Annotated in this window: 12 protein-coding genes; 11 read left to right on the top strand and 1 reads right to left on the bottom strand. The window is 60.6% G+C overall.

The features are described from left to right. Positions 1 to 82: 82 nt before the first annotated feature. The gene (locus OKW29_RS04195) at positions 83 to 826 is read right to left on the bottom strand and encodes a TetR/AcrR family transcriptional regulator (protein ID WP_429290096.1); all 744 of its coding nucleotides are present in this window, start codon (positions 824 to 826) and stop codon (positions 83 to 85) included. A gap of 142 nt (positions 827 to 968) precedes the next feature. Here OKW29_RS04195 and OKW29_RS04190 point away from each other — a divergent pair, with 142 nt between their 5' ends. The 11 genes from OKW29_RS04190 (at position 969) to OKW29_RS04140 (ending at position 16,466) form a co-directional block, all read left to right on the top strand. Beyond that, positions 969 to 2,630, top strand: coding sequence for an FAD-dependent monooxygenase (locus OKW29_RS04190; protein WP_429290095.1), 1,662 nt, complete (start codon positions 969 to 971; stop codon positions 2,628 to 2,630). Between the two features lie 57 nt (positions 2,631 to 2,687). Next, positions 2,688 to 3,758, top strand: a complete 1,071-nt coding sequence (locus OKW29_RS04185) for a VOC family protein (protein WP_429290094.1) — start codon at positions 2,688 to 2,690, stop codon at positions 3,756 to 3,758. Between the two features lie 35 nt (positions 3,759 to 3,793). Beyond that, a complete protein-coding gene (locus OKW29_RS04180; RefSeq protein ID WP_429290093.1) occupies positions 3,794 to 4,750 on the top strand; it encodes a fumarylacetoacetate hydrolase family protein in 957 nt (318 codons plus the stop codon). Next, positions 4,747 to 6,723 carry an acyl-CoA synthetase gene (locus OKW29_RS04175; RefSeq protein ID WP_429290092.1) on the top strand — a complete coding sequence of 659 codons (1,977 nt, stop codon included), beginning with the start codon at positions 4,747 to 4,749 and terminating at the stop codon, positions 6,721 to 6,723. The genes OKW29_RS04180 and OKW29_RS04175 overlap by 4 nt, the downstream gene beginning before the upstream one ends. A 762-nt stretch (positions 6,724 to 7,485) precedes the next feature. After that, positions 7,486 to 8,208: an OmpW/AlkL family protein gene (locus OKW29_RS04170; RefSeq protein WP_429290091.1), complete on the top strand. Its 723-nt coding sequence runs from the start codon at positions 7,486 to 7,488 to the stop codon at positions 8,206 to 8,208. Positions 8,209 to 8,353: 145 nt separating this feature from the next. Next, complete coding sequence (locus OKW29_RS04165; protein ID WP_429290090.1) at positions 8,354 to 11,332, top strand: molybdopterin-dependent oxidoreductase; 2,979 nt, start codon at positions 8,354 to 8,356, stop codon at positions 11,330 to 11,332. 10 nt (positions 11,333 to 11,342) lie between these two features. Continuing rightward, positions 11,343 to 12,206, top strand: coding sequence for a 4Fe-4S dicluster domain-containing protein (locus tag OKW29_RS04160; RefSeq protein WP_429290089.1), 864 nt, complete (start codon positions 11,343 to 11,345; stop codon positions 12,204 to 12,206). A 414-nt stretch (positions 12,207 to 12,620) separates the two neighbouring features. Further along, positions 12,621 to 13,298, top strand: a complete 678-nt coding sequence (locus OKW29_RS04155; protein WP_429290088.1) for a TetR/AcrR family transcriptional regulator — start codon at positions 12,621 to 12,623, stop codon at positions 13,296 to 13,298. A 573-nt stretch (positions 13,299 to 13,871) separates the two neighbouring features. After that, positions 13,872 to 14,705 carry an AAA family ATPase gene (locus OKW29_RS04150; protein ID WP_429290734.1) on the top strand — a complete coding sequence of 278 codons (834 nt, stop codon included), beginning with the start codon at positions 13,872 to 13,874 and terminating at the stop codon, positions 14,703 to 14,705. 165 nt (positions 14,706 to 14,870) lie between these two features. Then, positions 14,871 to 15,320, top strand: a complete 450-nt coding sequence (locus OKW29_RS04145) for a DUF3331 domain-containing protein (RefSeq protein WP_429290087.1) — start codon at positions 14,871 to 14,873, stop codon at positions 15,318 to 15,320. Positions 15,321 to 15,548: 228 nt separating this feature from the next. Further along, positions 15,549 to 16,466 carry a LysR family transcriptional regulator gene (locus OKW29_RS04140; protein ID WP_429290086.1) on the top strand — a complete coding sequence of 306 codons (918 nt, stop codon included), beginning with the start codon at positions 15,549 to 15,551 and terminating at the stop codon, positions 16,464 to 16,466. Positions 16,467 to 16,561: the final 95 nt, after the last annotated feature.

Genomic DNA, 16,561 nt, shown 5'->3' with positions numbered 1-16,561 from the left:
TAGCGGCCCGACCGGGCTTCTCCGCCGGGCCGCACCCGGCTGACTTCAGGCCGATCAGACCGATGGCGCCGGACCTCTTGATTCAATCGGCGTCGACAGTCTCCTCCACGACCGGCAGCGGACGCGCTGCAATCTTCTCCGCCTCCGCGCGCTTGAGTCCGAGTGTCTGCAGCAGCACTGCTGCAGTACGCTCAGGGAAGTGCTCCCCGCTGAAGCCAAGCTCCTTGAGTACGCTTGCCGCGGGCGCGCCCGGTGCGACGAAGTTCAGCTCGGCGGCGATTGCACAGAGGACCGTACCGGCTACCGCAAGAAATCCGATGAACGGGTCGGCGACCACAAAGCGCTTCACGGCAATGCCATTCACAATGTCGCGCAGCAGCCGCTGGCCCAGTCCGCGGCTCATCGCATGCGTCGGAATAAACCCTTCACGTACCAGGAAACGTCCCCACACGGGGTCTTGCTGCGCACGCAGGACCGTATGACGCACGGCGACAGCGATCACCTCGGCCGGGTCGGAAAGGCCAGCGGCGAGGCGATCCATCATGTTAGCGAAATCCTCGAACACCTCGTCGACAAGCGTCGCGTAAATCGCCTCCTTCGATTCAAAGTGGTTGTAGAACGAGCCAAAGCCGACATCAGCGGCTTCGGTGATTTCATTGATCGCCACGCCCTCCATGCCTTTTTCGGCCATCAGTCTGAGGGCGGCGTCGAGCAGACGGGCACGCGTCTCGCGCTTGCGACGCGCACCGCGCGGCTCGCGTTGTTCGGGAATGGCAACCGGGGCGATTGGCGCCGCACGGGTAGGACGCTTCGTAGTGTTCGGCATGATGGATCCAAGCTTGGTTATGCCTAAGTATAGATCGTAATGTCTAGGTTGACAAAACGCTCATGAATGACTTTAATGTCATTAAAGGCGACCCGAAGGCCGGCCTTACATACAAGTACAACAGACAACATCTGGAGTGACTGTGGAGACAGCAGCAAAGGACGGCGCCGCGCCGTGGAGCCGGCATGAACAGGTTCGTCCGCCGATTGGCGCATTACCGTCGGTGGTTGACGTCTTACTGGTGGGTTGCGGACCTGTCGGTGCAACGATTGCCAATCTACTGGCGCGCTACGGCGTGCATGTATTGATTGTCGACAAGTCGACCGAGGTTTCCATCGCGCGCCAGGCAATCGAGCTGGATAACGACGCGCTGCGCGTCCTTCAGCTTGCGGGCATTGGGGAGCACGATTTCGAGACCAGCACCATTCCATATGTGCGGATGAGAACGCCCATGCTGGGGCAGGTCGGCCAAATCAGTTCGGCGAGCCGCCTGGATGGCTATCAGAAGCCCGTCACGTTGTACCAGCACGAACTCGAGCGGTGCCTGCGGGCCCGGCTCGAGAAATACGACTGTGTGCATATCGCGCCAGGTGTCGAACTGGGGAGCTTCACGGAAGAAGGCGACCATGTGCTCGTGTCGCTGGAGCTTGATCACGGCCGCCCTCACATCGTCCGGGCGCGCTACGTGGTCGGTGCAGACGGGGCGTATTCACTGGTTCGGCAGACTATCGGGCCGCACTTCTGGGGTAAGACATTTGCCGAGGAATGGCTCGTTGCCGCTGCGCGGCATCTTTCGCGCCCAGCCGATGATATCGAGTTCATCTCCGATCACCGTCGGCCAAACCGGTGCATGGCCGGTCGCAGCGGGCGTGAGCGCTGGAAGTTCATGCTGCAGCCGGACGCGCGCCACGAGAACATGAAAGCTGAGGTCCGCATACGCGAGATGGTCGCTCCATCGGGCAACCCGGAAGACTCGATGATCGAGCGCAAGGCGGTGTATCGCTTCCGAACGCGAACCCTTAATGCATTCAGCCGGGGGCGTGTGTTCTTCGCGGGCGACGCCGCGCACATTGGGCCTCCATCCGTCGGCCGAGGGTTGGCCGCGGGACTGCGAGATGCCGCCAACCTGTGCTGGAAGCTTGCATGGGTGGTGCAGGGGCGAGCGGATTCACGCATTCTCGACACTTACGGCGAGGAGAGGCGGCCCCACGAGAAGGCGATCACAAAGCTCGCAAGGTTCATGAGAAAGCTCGTCACGCCGCGCAATGGCGGCATTGCCTTGTGGGCTCATGGGCTAATGCAATTGTCGCCACCGGTGCTCCCGCTCCGCGCGCAGCCCGAGGAATCGCAGATCCAGCCGAAAAAAACAACTAGAAGAGGTGTGTTTGTCAAAGGCCGCTCGCCGACGAAGCTTGTGCGCGGCGCAGTCATTGGGCAGGGGCGGGTACGCGGTTCGGATGGCAAGGCGCGTCCGAGCGACGAGGTGTTCGGGCAGGGTCTGGTGCTGATTGGATTTGGCACAGATGCCCGAGCCTCGCTTGATTCTTCTGAGGCAGCAGCCTTCGCGCGCGCCGGCGGAAGCACTGTGCAGATCGCACACCGTGGAGAGCGGCCGCATCTCGCTCGGCATGACAGCTGGGAGGACCTCGACGGTGTGTTCCTTCCGCGTCTCGTACCGGTTGGTTGGGCCGCCGTGGTGCGGCCCGACAAGACCGTCGTTCACGATGGCCCGGCGACCGATGCGTCGCGGCTCGTGCGCGAGAGTCTTTCCTTGCTAGGTCAGCACTGCTGGGTCATGCAGTGATCGCGAAGCCGCATGCCATCTCGAAACCCCATTCACACCGTGTGATCTCTTATCGCCATGAACCTGACCACTGTACAACCAGCCCGTCACCCCGATCCTACGACGAAAGCGTCGGCGTTGGCCTATCTGATATTCGACCGGCCAGATCTCGAAAAAGCCGAGCAATTTCTCAGTGACTTCGGGCTCCGAACGGTATCGCGCGGTGAAGCGCTTCTGCTGCTGCGGGGAACGGGTGCTTCACACTTCTGCTATGTCGTCCGGAAGGCCTCGAAATCCCGGTTCGTTGGTTTTGGGCTACAGGTCGATAACAGGGCCGAGCTTGATGCACTTGCAAAACTGCCGGGCGCCTCGGACGTCGAACGCTCGCCCCTGCCCGGCGGCGGCTATACGGTACGGCTGACCGATCCTTCAGGCTTTCGCGTCGACGCGATATGGGGCCAGCAGCCAGCTTCGACGTTGTCTCATCGGCCACCCTTGCCGTTCAACTCCGTGGATGCGACGGTCCGGATCAACGGGACGCAGCGACCGCCCGAAGGCGCGCCGGAAATTATCCGGCTCGGACACGTCGTGCTCGAACTCGTCGACTACCAGGAAACCTGCGCGTGGTATACGCGGCATTTCGGCCTCATCCCCAGCGATGTGCAGGTGCTTCCCGATGGTTCGCCCGCCGTCGCGTTCATGCGGCTCGATCTCGGCGACAAGCCAGCCGATCACCATACGCTCGCGCTTGCACAAGGCTTCGTGCCCACCTACAGCCATAGCGCGTACGAAGTCGTTGACGCCGACGCGGTTGGCATGGGCCAACGCATTCTGCGCGACAAAGGTTGGACGCACGCATGGGGGATCGGCCGACATATCCTGGGCAGCCAGGTGTTCGACTACTGGCAGGATCCGTGGGGAGACAAGCACGAGCACTATTGCGACGGCGACCTCTTTACGGCGGACGCGCCGACGGGTGTCCATGCCGTGAGCCGCGAAGCGATGGCGCAATGGGGACCGACGATGCCACGCAGCTTCACGAAGCCCAGGTTCACACCCGCGAGCGTCGTGGCACTTTTCAGAAACCTGCGCCGCAGCCCCGACCTGACGTTGAGCAAGCTGCGCACGTTGGCGAAGCTTTTCGCCTGAACCACCCCACTTTCATCGAATCCGGAGATCGATAAATGGCACTTCACGTTCTGCATTACCTTCATGATGGCCGCGCCCAGTGGGGCGTAGTCGCCAATGGCGCCATCACGCCGATTCAAGGCGAATTCAAGTCGACCGCCGAGTTTATTGAAGCCAATCCCGTCGAACGGCTGGCGGTACTGGACGGTTCTCCGATTCCCGAATCGGATGTGCAATGGTTGTCGCCCGTGACCGCCAACCAGCAGTTCATCTGCCAGGGCGCGAATTATCGCCAGCATATGATCGACTCGGGCATGGACCCGGATGTGAAGAAATTCAACATGATCTTCACGAAGGCGACGAGCTGCATCGTTCCTGCCGACTCGCCCGTCGTGAAGCCTAGGGAGGTGCAGTTCCTCGACTACGAGATCGAACTCGGTCTTGTGCTCAAACGCGACGTCACGTCCCGCGAAACGGTCACCGACGAGAACCTGCATGACTACATTGCTGGCGCCGTGATCGTCAACGACTACTCCGCGCGCGATATCCAGATTCCGCAGATGCAGTTCTACAAGGGCAAGAGCTACCGCACGTTTGGCCCTGTCGGCCCTTATCTTTGCCTCCTTGAGAAACATGATATTCCGAAGTTGAAGGAGCTCGTGCTGACACTGACGGTCAATGGAACCGTCCGCCAGAATGACACGACGGCGGGTCTCGTCCATGGACCGGCAGAGACCTTGACGGAGCTTTCCGGCGTGCATGATCTGCGCATCGGTGACCTGCTCGCGACGGGCACGCCATCTGGCTGTGCACTGAGCATTCCATCGCCCGAAAAGCAACGCGCCGCGGCGCAGCTGCCTGAAGCGGAAAAATGGCGTCTTTTCCTGAAGATGCAGGCGGAAAGGCCGCAGTACCTGAAGGTGGGGGACGTCGTGGAGGCGCATATCGTCAGCTACGATCGCTCGATCGATCTGGGCGTGCAGCATAACGTCGTTGTGGAAGAGGCAGCATGAAAGGCATCGCAAACGTAGACGAAGTCCTTGCCATCGAAACGCAAGGGCTGCCGGCGGATCTCCCGTCGAGCACCTACGAGATGATCTGCCGGGGCGCGGCGATTAATCCATCGGCACCGGCACTTTCGTTCTTTGCAACGGCCGACGACTATCGGAACGCCGAGTGCTGGACGTATAGTGAACTCGTCCGAGATATCACGCGCACCGCGAACATGTTCTCGCGCCTCGGAGTACAACGCGACTCAGTCGTCGCATATGTTCTGCCCAACCTCCCTGAAACGCACTTCGTGATCTGGGGTGGGGAGGCCGCCGGAATTGTCTGCGCGATCAATCCATTGCTCGAGCAGGAAGCCATCGGCCAACTCCTCAACGCTGCAGGCGCCAGCGTGCTGGTAACGCTGGCGCCGTTTCCCGGAACTGATCTTTGGCAAAAGGTACAAGCGGTGCTGCACAAGGTTTCTTCGCTGAAGAATCTGGTGCTCGTGAATCCGGCCGAACGTGTGACGGGTTCAAAACAGTCCGCGACGCGGATGCTGCAGCGTAACGAGTGCTCAAGGCTGCACGGCGAGGGCGGCGTGCGGGGCGCGGTTCCTGCGCATATCGAGATCCACGACTTCGGCGTTGCCATCGCGCAGGAGTCGGGAACGGCACTTCAAGGCGCGCGGCACTTTGGCGCCGACGACGTGTCGTCGTACTTCTGTACGGGCGGGACGACCGGCCTGCCGAAAATTGCGATGCGCCGCCACGGCAATGAGGTGGCGAATGCCTGGAGCACGGGTCAATTCTTCGGCGACAGCGTCGGGCCAGGCAAGACGCTTTTCTGCGGACTGCCACTCTTCCACGTGAATGCCGTCATGGCAACGGGTCTCCTGCCTTTTTCCAAAGGCGCCCAGGTCGTGCTCGGCACGCCACAAGGCTATCGCGGCGATGGCGTTGTCAAACGTTTCTGGGAAATCGTCGAGCATCACCGCATCAATTTCTTCAGCGGTGTCCCGACGCTTTATGCGGCGTTACTCGATATTCCTGTCGCCGAGCACGATGTGAGTTCGCTGGAGTACGGACTGTGCGGTGCGGCTCCCATGCCGGTCGAAGTTCTCCGGACCTTTCAGGAAAGGACGCGCATCCGGATTCTCGAGGGCTATGGCCTGACCGAGGGGACCTGCGTGAGCAGCGCCAATCCGCCGCTGGGGGAGCGCAGGCTGGGCTCAATCGGGCTCCGCATTCCGGGCCAGGCGATGAAAGCCGTCATCGTCGACGCTGACGGGCGATATGTACGGGATTGCGAGATCGATGAGGTCGGCCTGCTGACTATTTCCGGCCCGAACATTTTCCTCGGGTATATCGTGCCCGAGCAGAACAAGGGGCTCTGGCTGGATCTCGGCGATGGCAGGTGCTGGCTCAATACCGGCGACCTCGGTCGATGCGATGTCGATGGTTATTTCTGGCTTACTGGTCGCAAAAAGGAAGTGATCATTCGTGGCGGTCACAACATCGATCCGGCAGCGATCGAGGAACCGCTCTATCGCCATCCCGCCGTCAACATCGCGGCGGCGGTCGGTCGTCCCGATGCACACGCCGGAGAGTTGCCGATTGCCTATGTCCAGCTCAAACCGGGTGCAACCGCGACTGAGGACGAACTCGCCGAGTTCGTGCGACTCGAGATAGGCGAGCGCGCGGCACTGCCTAAACGGATCAGAATCCTGGATGCGATGCCGTTGACAGGCGTGGGCAAGATTTTCAAGCCGGCGCTGAAACAGCGCGAAACGGTAGACGCGTTACAGTCGGCACTCGTGGAGGCTGGCGTCGAGGGAGCAACCGTTAGGATCATTGAAGATACTTCGCGCGGGCTTTCGCTTCACGTCGAACTTCCCGACCCCGCGCTCGAAGCATTGGCGACTTCCGCGCTCGGGCGCTTTCCGTTCGCATTTTCGCTTTCGGTTGCCGCGCGGCCATCACGGAAAGAGCAATGTTGATGTACCAGCGGCGATAGAGACGCACAGCAGGCCAAGGTGATAGGAGCCTGACATCAGCGGGGGCGCTCAGTCACGCGCACGCGGCTCGATGCGGCGTTTCAAACGCCAGTGTCATGAGTTAAACGCTCGCGTCGGTTTGGAGGAAAGAAGATGAATACTGCTTCAGAAAGGTCCTTGCGTTCGCTTGTTGAAAAATGGCTCGGGCCAATATCGGCGAGTGCGGTTCGGATTACCCGGTTCGGTCGTGCCGGCTCAAACCAGAGACCCTATGTGCATATCGAGCTACTGCTGCCGACAGGACCGGTTGGGTTATTTTTCTTCCGGCACCCCGACGGTGCGTGGTGCGTATTCCCGCCCGAGACTGAACGTTTGGCGATGCGCGCTTACTAGCGTGCAGGGCGATGGAGGCATGCTGTACCAGCAGTTATTCCAAAGGCAGAGAACGAATAATTGGACGGATTAAAGTCTCGACACCAGGAGGTACGAAGAATAGAAAGGATGGTAAGGATAACGCGAAAGCGTATTTCCACATAACGTGTACGAGGCAGTAGCAGTGTTCTAAACATTCGTGCCTGTTTCATGTCATTTAGTAAAACCACCTAATCAGACATAACCGGCGGACCTGATAAGCGGTCGAAGCCTATGAGGAACGACGCAACGACCCCAGACGGAGCGCCGCATCGGTTCCACAGGAAGCGCCACGGGTTCACAAAAATGCCCGGGCAACGAGACAGGAGAAGACACTTGAGGAATTACAGGCGAATGGTCAGCTCTGCCGGTATGGCGGCTTGCCTCTGCTCGGCTGCGCTTACCGACAATGCAAACGCCCAGTCGGCGGGAAGCATTACGCTGTCCACAGGATGGCTTCACATCGCGCCACAGGGCGACGCAACGCCACTCACCGTGGAGAGTATTGGCGGCGAAACGGTGAATCGCCAACTAGCCGGTAGCGGGGGGCATGCGACGTCAACGAATACGGTGGGAATTACCACCGAGTACTACGTCACGGACAACATTGGCGTCGCTATGCTTTTGGGACTGCCATTGACAGTAAATCTGGTTGGCGATGGGACGCTGGAGAAGTATGGCAACCTCGGCTCGACGAGGCCAATGCCGCCAGCCATCGAACTTCGATACCACCTGTTTTCAGCCGAATCGAAATTCCGTCCGTTCATGGGGCTCGGCGTGAACTATACGTGGTTCACCCAGGTTCGGATAACCAATAGCCAGTTTGTCACTGATAGCGTTGGTTCAGGTGGTTCGGCACACGCAACACTCAGTTCATCGTGGAATCCGGTATTCGATATCGGGGCAAGTTACGCCATTACAAAACACTGGTCTGTCGGAACCTCTGTGAACTATATGCCGGTGAAGACCCACCTTACGTTAGACGGACACACCGCGACTGGAACGCAGATCGTTTCCAAATCGACGCTCCGGCTCGATCCCCTGAGCGTCTTCCTGAACGTCGCCTACACGTTCTAGCGCGTACGACTCGTTAATGCACCGATCGAGAGATCTGAATGCCCATCGAACACATCGACAACGTTATTTTTCGCGCCCCGGGCCTGGCTGCGGTCCGCGACGTCATGCCACCGCTAGCGCACCCCGCTTCCCTTTGGATCGAACAATGAAACGACAGGTCCTCAAGACTATTCTTTTTGCTTTGCCCAAGGTTCTTGACCTGACGGCACGCCGCTTTCCCGCTTATCGTGATCGCCTGAAGGAGCGCGATCTCGTGGCCTGGATCGGACTTGCGGATCAAAGCATCGGTCGCGTCATCAGGTTAAAGAACGGACGTGTTCGGTCCAGCGCCGGCAGGCGACCGCGGCCCGACGTGAGCATGATCTTCAAGGATGTCGCCACCGCCCTGAAGTTCTTTTCTCCCAATCCGGACCAGGGCGAAATCATCCACGCTGCCAAGAACTTCAAGGTGGTCACCGAGGGCGAGGACGAACTGTTGGTTTGGCTAATGCAGACCCTGAGCATGATGCGGACCGTCGGCCTGCCGATGGGCACGCCTTTGCGCGACGGCACCCGCCGCTACACCACCTGCACCAACGGCGGGCCTCTGTTCGTCTACGTCAAGGATGGCCGCGTCGTTCGGGTGACGCCCATCGAGCTGGACAGCACGGATGCGCCAAGTTATGTGATCGAGGCGCGCGGCCGCCGTTTCAGCCCGCCACGGCGTGGCCTGGTCGCGCCCCACGCGTTGACGCTCAAGTCGCTGGTCTATTCCGACAAGCGCATCCTTCACCCCATGAAGCGGGTCGACTTCGACCCTGACGGCGAACGCAATCCCCAGAACCGGGGCAAATCCGGCTATGTGCGTATCAGTTGGGACGAGGCCCTGGACATTGTCGCCAGGGAAATCAACCGGCAGAAGCGCGTTCACGGTCCCGGTTCCATCACCTTCCCGATGTCGTCCCATCACCAGTGGGGCAACGTCGGTTACTACCTCAGCGCGCTGACGCGCTTTGCCAACCTGATCGGCTTTACCCGGGTCGCGGCCAATCCGGATAGCTGGGAAGGCTGGTACTGGGGTGCCATGCATCATTTCGGCAACTCGATGCGCGTCGGCGTGCCATCCGGCTATGGTGGCGTCGAGGATTGCCTGAAGGAAGCCGACATGATCGTGTTCTGGTCCTGCGACCCCGAAAGTACCAACGGGGCCTATGCGGGATTCGAGGGGACTCCGCGGCGCCTGTGGGCCAAGGAACTCGGCATTGAGTTCGTTCATATCGACCCACACTGCAACCCCACCGCGCAGTTGCTGGGCGGGCGCTGGATTCCGGTCCGACCGCAAACCGATGCTGCTCTCGCCACCGCCATCATGTACGTGTGGGCCGTGGAGGGCCTGTACGACGAGGATTACATCGCCACCCGCACGACCGGTTTCGACGAGTGGAGGGCCTATCTTCTGGGCGAATCCGACGGCGTTCCCAAGACGCCCGAGTGGCAGGAGGGCGAAACCGGCGTGCCCGCCAAGGACGTCCGTGCGCTTGCGCGCCGATGGGGGAACAGGAAGGTCCATCTCGCGGTCGGGATGACCGGCGCGGGATTCGGCGGCGCGGGCCGCGGCGCGACCGGAGCGCAATGGGCGCGCTGCATGATCATGATGATGGCGATGCAGGGCTGGGGTAAGCCGGGGGTCAATTTCGGCTGCCTCGAGGCCGGCGTGCCCCACGACCTCCATTTCTATTTCCCCGGCTACGCGGACGGCGGCATATCCGGCGACCTGGCGTGGACCGCCAATGCGGTGAACAATTACCAGCGCATGCCGCACATTCTGTCCATGAATCCGGTCAAGCAAATGGTCCCGCGGCAGCAATTGCCCGACGCCATCATCAACGGCCATGCGACGGGCTACCTCTGGGACGGCATGTCCCAGGAAGCCCAGTTCGCGCCGTTCAGCTACCCCATGCCCGGGTATTCGCCGATCCACATGATCTACCGCTACGGCGGATCCGCCTTCAGCACGGTGACGAATTCCGGACGCTGGGCTGAAGCCTACCGGCACCCGAGCATCGAGTTCGTGGTCAACCAGTCGATCTGGATGGAGGGCGAGGCCCAGTTCGCCGACATCATCCTGCCGGCGTGCACCGCGCTGGAGCGCTGGGACATCGGCGAATGGGCGAATTCCGGCGGCTACGCCCACCATGGGTTTAGCACGGTCAATCATCGCGTGATGACGCTGCAGCACAAGTGCATCGAGCCTTTGGGCGAGTCCCGTTCCGACTACGACATCTTCACTGCCATCCTGACCCGGCTGGGCCTTGGCGGGGTGTTCACCGAGGGATGCAGCGAGCTGGACTGGGTCAGGCGGGTCTTCGACTCGTCGGATCTGCCCGATCGCATTTCGTGGCGCGAGTTCTGCCGCAAGGGCTATTTCGTCGTGCCGGCCGAGAAGCCCGAGTTGCGCCATCCGGTGGACATGCGCTGGTTCGCGGAGGGACGGCGCAAGGACCTGCAGGAACCCCATCCGCTGCCGTCGCAGTTCGCCGAAAAATTCGGCATGGGCCTGCAGACGCCGAGCGGCAAGCTGGAGTTCGTGCCCGAGTTGATGAAGCGGCACACTGCGGACAATCCCGAGCGACCACCGCTCAACCGATACATCCCGTCCTGGGAGGGGCTGCGTTCGGACCTGGCTCAGCGTTATCCGCTGCAGTTGATCGCCACTCACAGCCGTTACAGCTTCCATACCCATTGTGATGGCAAGAACTCCTCGGTCAACAGCATCGATGACCATCGCGCGCTGATTGGTGGCCATCGCTTCTGGCTGCTGAGGCTAGGTCCGGCCGACGCGGCCATTCGAGGCATTGCCCACCGCGACCTCGTCAAGGTGTACAACGACCGCGGCGCAGTGATCTGCGCGGCCGACGTCTCGCCGCTGGTTAGCGCGGGAGTGGTCAAGTCGTATGAGGCGAGCGCCGAATTTCAGCTGGTCGAAATAGACGGCGAGTGCGTCGAGATTGGCGGTTGCATGAACATGCTCACCCCTGACCGGCCTCAAACCGCCGGCACGAGCAGCATGAGCCCAAATTCCTGCCTGGTGCAGGTCGAGAAGTGGCTAGGCACCGAAGCGTTCATGCTCGGTCGCGCCGCGTGAGGAATTTCGAATGAGCAAGTGGAACCTGATTATCAAAGTGGGGCGTTGCGAGAACTGCCAGAACTGCGTGATCGCCGCGCGGGACGAGCACGTCGGCAACGACTTCCCCGGTTATGCCGCGCCCGCCGCCGCCAATGCCGACAGCCCCATCCGGATCCTGCGCCGCGTCCAGGGCGACTCGCATATGGTCGAGACCACGTATCTGCCGGTCATGTGCAACCACTGCGACGAAGCGCCTTGCATGCGGGTGGGCGGCGACGCCATTCGCAAGCGCGCCGACGGCGTCGTCATCATCGATCCGGACAAGGCTCGAGGCCGCAAGGACATCGTGAAGTCCTGCCCGTACAAGGCGATCGTCTGGAACGATGAGCTGCAACTGCCGCAGACCTGGATTTTCGATGCCCATCTACTCGACCAGGGCTGGCCGCAGCCGCGTTGCCAGCAGTCGTGCCCCACCGACGTCTTCGAGACGGTCAAGCTCGATGACGCGGCGATGGCCGAGAAGGCCCAGCGCGAGGGGCTCAAGGTCTTGCGGCCTAACCTGGGCACGAAACCGCGCGTGTGGTACAGCGACCTCGAGCGCTGGGAAACCTGCTTCATCGGCGGAAGCGTCAGCGCGCGGATGGGAGATGTGGTCGAGTGCGTCACGGGTGCGGTCGTAGCCCTTTACCTCGGCGATCAGAAGGTGGCGGAGACTGTCTCTGACGGCTTCGGCGATTTCCGCTTCGGTGGTCTCACCAAGGGAAGCGGTCTTTACAGGGTCGAAATACGTCATGCCCTCGGCAGCGCCTGGCGCAAATGCGAATTGGGCGAAAGCGTTTACCTTGGGGAGCTCAGCCTCGCACAGTCGACAAACGGTATGGAAGTCGCGTGATCATGGGCACCGCAACGAAGCTGCTTGGCATGAGACGGGCGGACCGCTCACGCTTCAGGATGGGCGACGTATGCAGTCGCCGGCCGACTCAAGGCCGCACGCTATCGCCCGAAGATCTTCCAATCGGACGAGGGAGCTCATGACGTCCCCGCGCGGCGCGCCTCTGCGCTTTTCCGAAGGGCGTCTGGATGCCTTGGTCCGGAATACCAGTGCGCGGTATGGCGGTTCCGATTTTTCCTCACGTTTGTCAGATTTCGTCGTCGCTATTGACAGTAAAATCAGATATGAGTCTAATGTCACATAAACCACGAGGCGGCCTGATCGGGCGTCGACGGATCATTGCGAAACCCGTCATCTGACAAGCATGCCGATCTGGCGGCACCGCAGATGTCGGCCTGACCGGTACTTTATGCCATGAAGCGGGAACGCCTGACACGGGCACAGCGCAGAGAGCAGACGCGCGAATGCCTGCTTGAGGCTGCGCGGAAGATGTTCGTTAGAAAGGGATTCGCCGCGACAAGCGTGGAGGACATCGCTGAGGCGGCTGGCTATACGCGCGGCGCGTTCTACTCAAACTTCGGCGGCAAGCCGGATCTGCTGATCAGGTTGTTGCGCCGCGACGACGATAGGGCGCGGACGAATCTCCTGGCGATGATGGAGAGGGGCGGCACGCCCGATGAAATGAAGGACCGCGCCATCGCGTACTACAGCCAATCTTTCGTTGAACACGATTGCTTTCCACTTTGGGTCGAGGCCCAGTTGCTCGCGTGCCGGGACACCCCGTTTCGGGAGCGCATTAACGCCTTCCGGCAGGAGAAGCTGGAACAGATCAGCGCGCACATCTGCATGCTTTCGGAGCGCAACGGCAGGCCGTTGCCCCTGCAGGCCGAGGCTCTCGCGGTTGGCCTGGTGAGCCTGTGCGAGGGCGTGCAGTTCTTCAGGATGTGCAGTCCGCAAACGGTGAGCGACAAGGTGCTTCAGACAGTGCTTGCCGGATTTTTTTCGTGCGTGTTGTCGCGACAGCCGGAAGAAACAGTCTACGACAATCATCGCCCGGACGTACCCGTGGGCGCACCATCGCGACTCATATGACTGAATGGACTGGCACAGCCCAATTCCCGCGGCAGCCCCGTCCGAGTGAACGCGGCATGGCGGCGCCGAGCTGTCGCCAAGGCAACGCAACCGCTCGATAAGTTACCGCGGGCATCAGTCGGAGGCATCGACAGGTGTCACTCCACCCCCGCTCGCCACAACAGCACATTGGCGCACCCCAAGCGCCTTCGGCTGTTGATCGAGACGACCCGAAAGGCACGGCGTCAAGCCTTGCTGTAGCCGGCTAGACGTACCGCTACCTCCATTTTCAGGCAGCGCGCAGCATTTCAATTCCCAACGTGCAAGAAAGAACCAGATGAGTTCGGGGCCAACCCGCCGTTCGCGTTTTTTGCATCTGTCACTCATATCTGACACATAGACCATATATGATTGCATTGTCAGTAGTGACGCGAAGGCGTACAATGCACGCGTCGATGAAACGTGCGATCCGAAAGTCGTTATGACTGACGGCGCGCGGGCCGTCAACGCTACTCGTGATGGGCGCGGAGGTCTCGATACGTGGGGGAATCAGTGAAGGATATAGTCTCCGGACAGGCGCTCGGGTTGCGCCAGATGTTCGCCAAAAGTGCTACGCGTGTGGTCGCTGTCACAGGCGGCTCGAAAGGAGTCGGCCGTACAACTGCCGTTGTCAACCTCGCGATGGCGCTGACCAGACAGGGTATGGACGTGCTGGTGGTGGACGAATGTCCTGGCGCGCGGTCGGCGAGCACAATGCTTCAAGACATTCACGCCGCAGGCGTGTTCGCTCCCGCGATACATCGCAACTTGCCGCGCGTGCTGGCCGTTGACCGTGGTCGACGTCAGATCCACTCGACTGGCACCGGCCATACGGATCACGAAAACTTCGCTGGCCTGCAGTACGACGCGGTGCTCACGAGCCCGCCGAACATCGTGCTGATCGATGCCGCGCTTGCTGGCAACGGCGCGTTTTCACCACTTGCGTTGCAAGCCCACCACGTCATCGTCGTCATGCACCTGTCGGCCGCTGCAGTAGAAGACACTTACGTTTGCATGAAGCGCCTGCGTCTCGCACAGGGCATCGAGGAATTCCGCATCATTGTGAATCTGTTCGAGGGTGAAGCGGACACTCACGCGCTGCTGGAAAGTCTCGGAGCCATTGCCCGCGATTATCTGGCTGTCTCGGTTCTCAAGGCAGGCTGCATCTCAATCGATCCGTGTATCGCGCAAGCGGCAGAGCTTTCGCGCTGTGTCGTCGATGCATTTCCTGGGTCCCCGGCGGCGAGCGATTTTGCACGCGTTGCTGCCGATATGCAGTCCTGGTCGAGGCGGCCCGCTGCGTCCTGGCTGCCACTTGCGAAAACGCACATGGCGGCACGGGGGCAGCGCACGCATAGGACTTTGGGCCCGGCAGCAGCATACCGGTAAAGCCTCGAAGAACGATCTCCCCGACCCAGGGGACTTGCCGGGGCCACGGTGTTTTTCGGGTAGGCGCCGTTCATGAAAGCGTGACTATGTTCGCAGGGGCAAAGACATCAAAAAGGTCTTTGCCGACGCAATCGGACCGGTAATTATCGACGGAAGGGAGCAGCTATGGTGGGCAGCGCTCACGCGAAGCGCAAGCGTTCGAGCTTGCACGGAGGGAGCCGGGTTATGAATCGCGCTGTTGATCCGTGGAGTATGACCGTCACAAGGCTTGGCGATTGGAGACTTAACGAACGAGCCACCGCGCACGGATCTGCCTTGAACGGTTCCTCTGTTCGACAGTCGATCGCTTCGACCAGCAAGCCAATCATACGGGTACTCGACCAACCGACCGCGCAAACACTGATCGTTTCATGGTGCGATGCGCGCTCCGGACACTATGGATACCAGACATGGTGCGAAGTCGTCGCGCGGGTGCCAGGCATCTGTGCGCTGACCGGTCGGCTAATCGAAGTCGGAGATGCCATCTACAGGCCGCGCCTCACTGGGCCCACACCGGCTAATGCTCACGCAATGATCTGTGCGAGAAGCGTTAGCCTGACAGAACAGCCGACCTGATGTGATTCGGTTCTCTGGTGTCTTTACGGCAGAATGCTCAGCGCTTTCATGTGCGGCGGTGACACCAGGCGCATCCACGCGCGCAAGACGTGACCGGACAGTACCCCTGGTCGCGGTTGCACGGCATTGGACTATGTTCCACAGCGTGCGGTGCGGTAAAGGTCCACGAACAGGACTGATATCAAGGATATCTACACAAGTCGTCAGATAGCAGATGGAACGTGAACCATGGAATACATTGAAAGCTTGCGCCTGTTCCGGACTATCGTCGAAGTCAAACACTTCAGACGTGCCGGGGAAATGATGGATCTCTCGCCATCGGTCGTTTCGCGGGCGATCGCATCGCTGGAAGAGCGCCTGGGCGCGCGACTTTTCCATCGCTCGACCCGACAGTTTTCGCTGACGGAAGCCGCGGAGCGCTTTTACGATGGATGTTGTCGCATCCTGGATGACCTTGATTGCCTGGAAGCCAGTGCGGCGGGCCACGGTCGACTGCCGGCGGGCGTACTGCGACTGGTCGCACATGCGACCACCGCATTGACGTGGCTCGCACCGCTGATTGCGTCCTTTAAACGCAAGCATCCGAACGTCACCCTGGATATCACATTGACCGAGCGGCCCGTGGACCTGACGGCCGACGGTTACGATCTGGGTATCGTCCTGCCTTTCATGCTGGCGACGGATCTGGCTGTGACGCGGCTGCTCCAGCGGTTGCCGCTGGTCATTGTCACAACGGAAGCTTATCTGGGCAGGCGTCCTCGGCCCCGGCATCCGGCTGACCTGGCCGACCATGTGTTCGTCACGGTCCCTCCTTCGATGCACAAACCATGCGTCACCTTTCGAATGGATCAGGAAAACATCGCGGTCCCGATCAGCTACGAAATTGCGTCGAACAATCCCATATTCAATCGCGACATCGTACTCGAAGGATTCGGTATTGGTCTGCTTCCAATCGCCCTTGTTGAGCAGGACATAAAGGCCGGACGGCTCGTTCGTCTGCTGGAAGACTTCGAGATCGCCGATAATGTGGCCGAGGTCCGTCTGGCCTACATCGGACGCGCACTGTTGCCCGCGAAAGTCAGGGCGTTTATCGACCATACCGCGGAGTTCTTCGAACAGGGCATGGGACCTTCCGCTGCTGATTAGGTGGCGCCGCATTGCTGCCGCATGTGGTCGAAGCATGAAAGAACGCCTGCGTGCGACGTGTGCCGCGATAGGGGGCGTTTGACGAAAGGGGCGAC

The organism is Paraburkholderia sp. CI3, assembly GCF_050436505.1.
Lineage (GTDB): Bacteria > Pseudomonadota > Gammaproteobacteria > Burkholderiales > Burkholderiaceae > Paraburkholderia > Paraburkholderia tuberum.
This window is presented reverse-complemented; position numbering and strand designations above follow the sequence as displayed.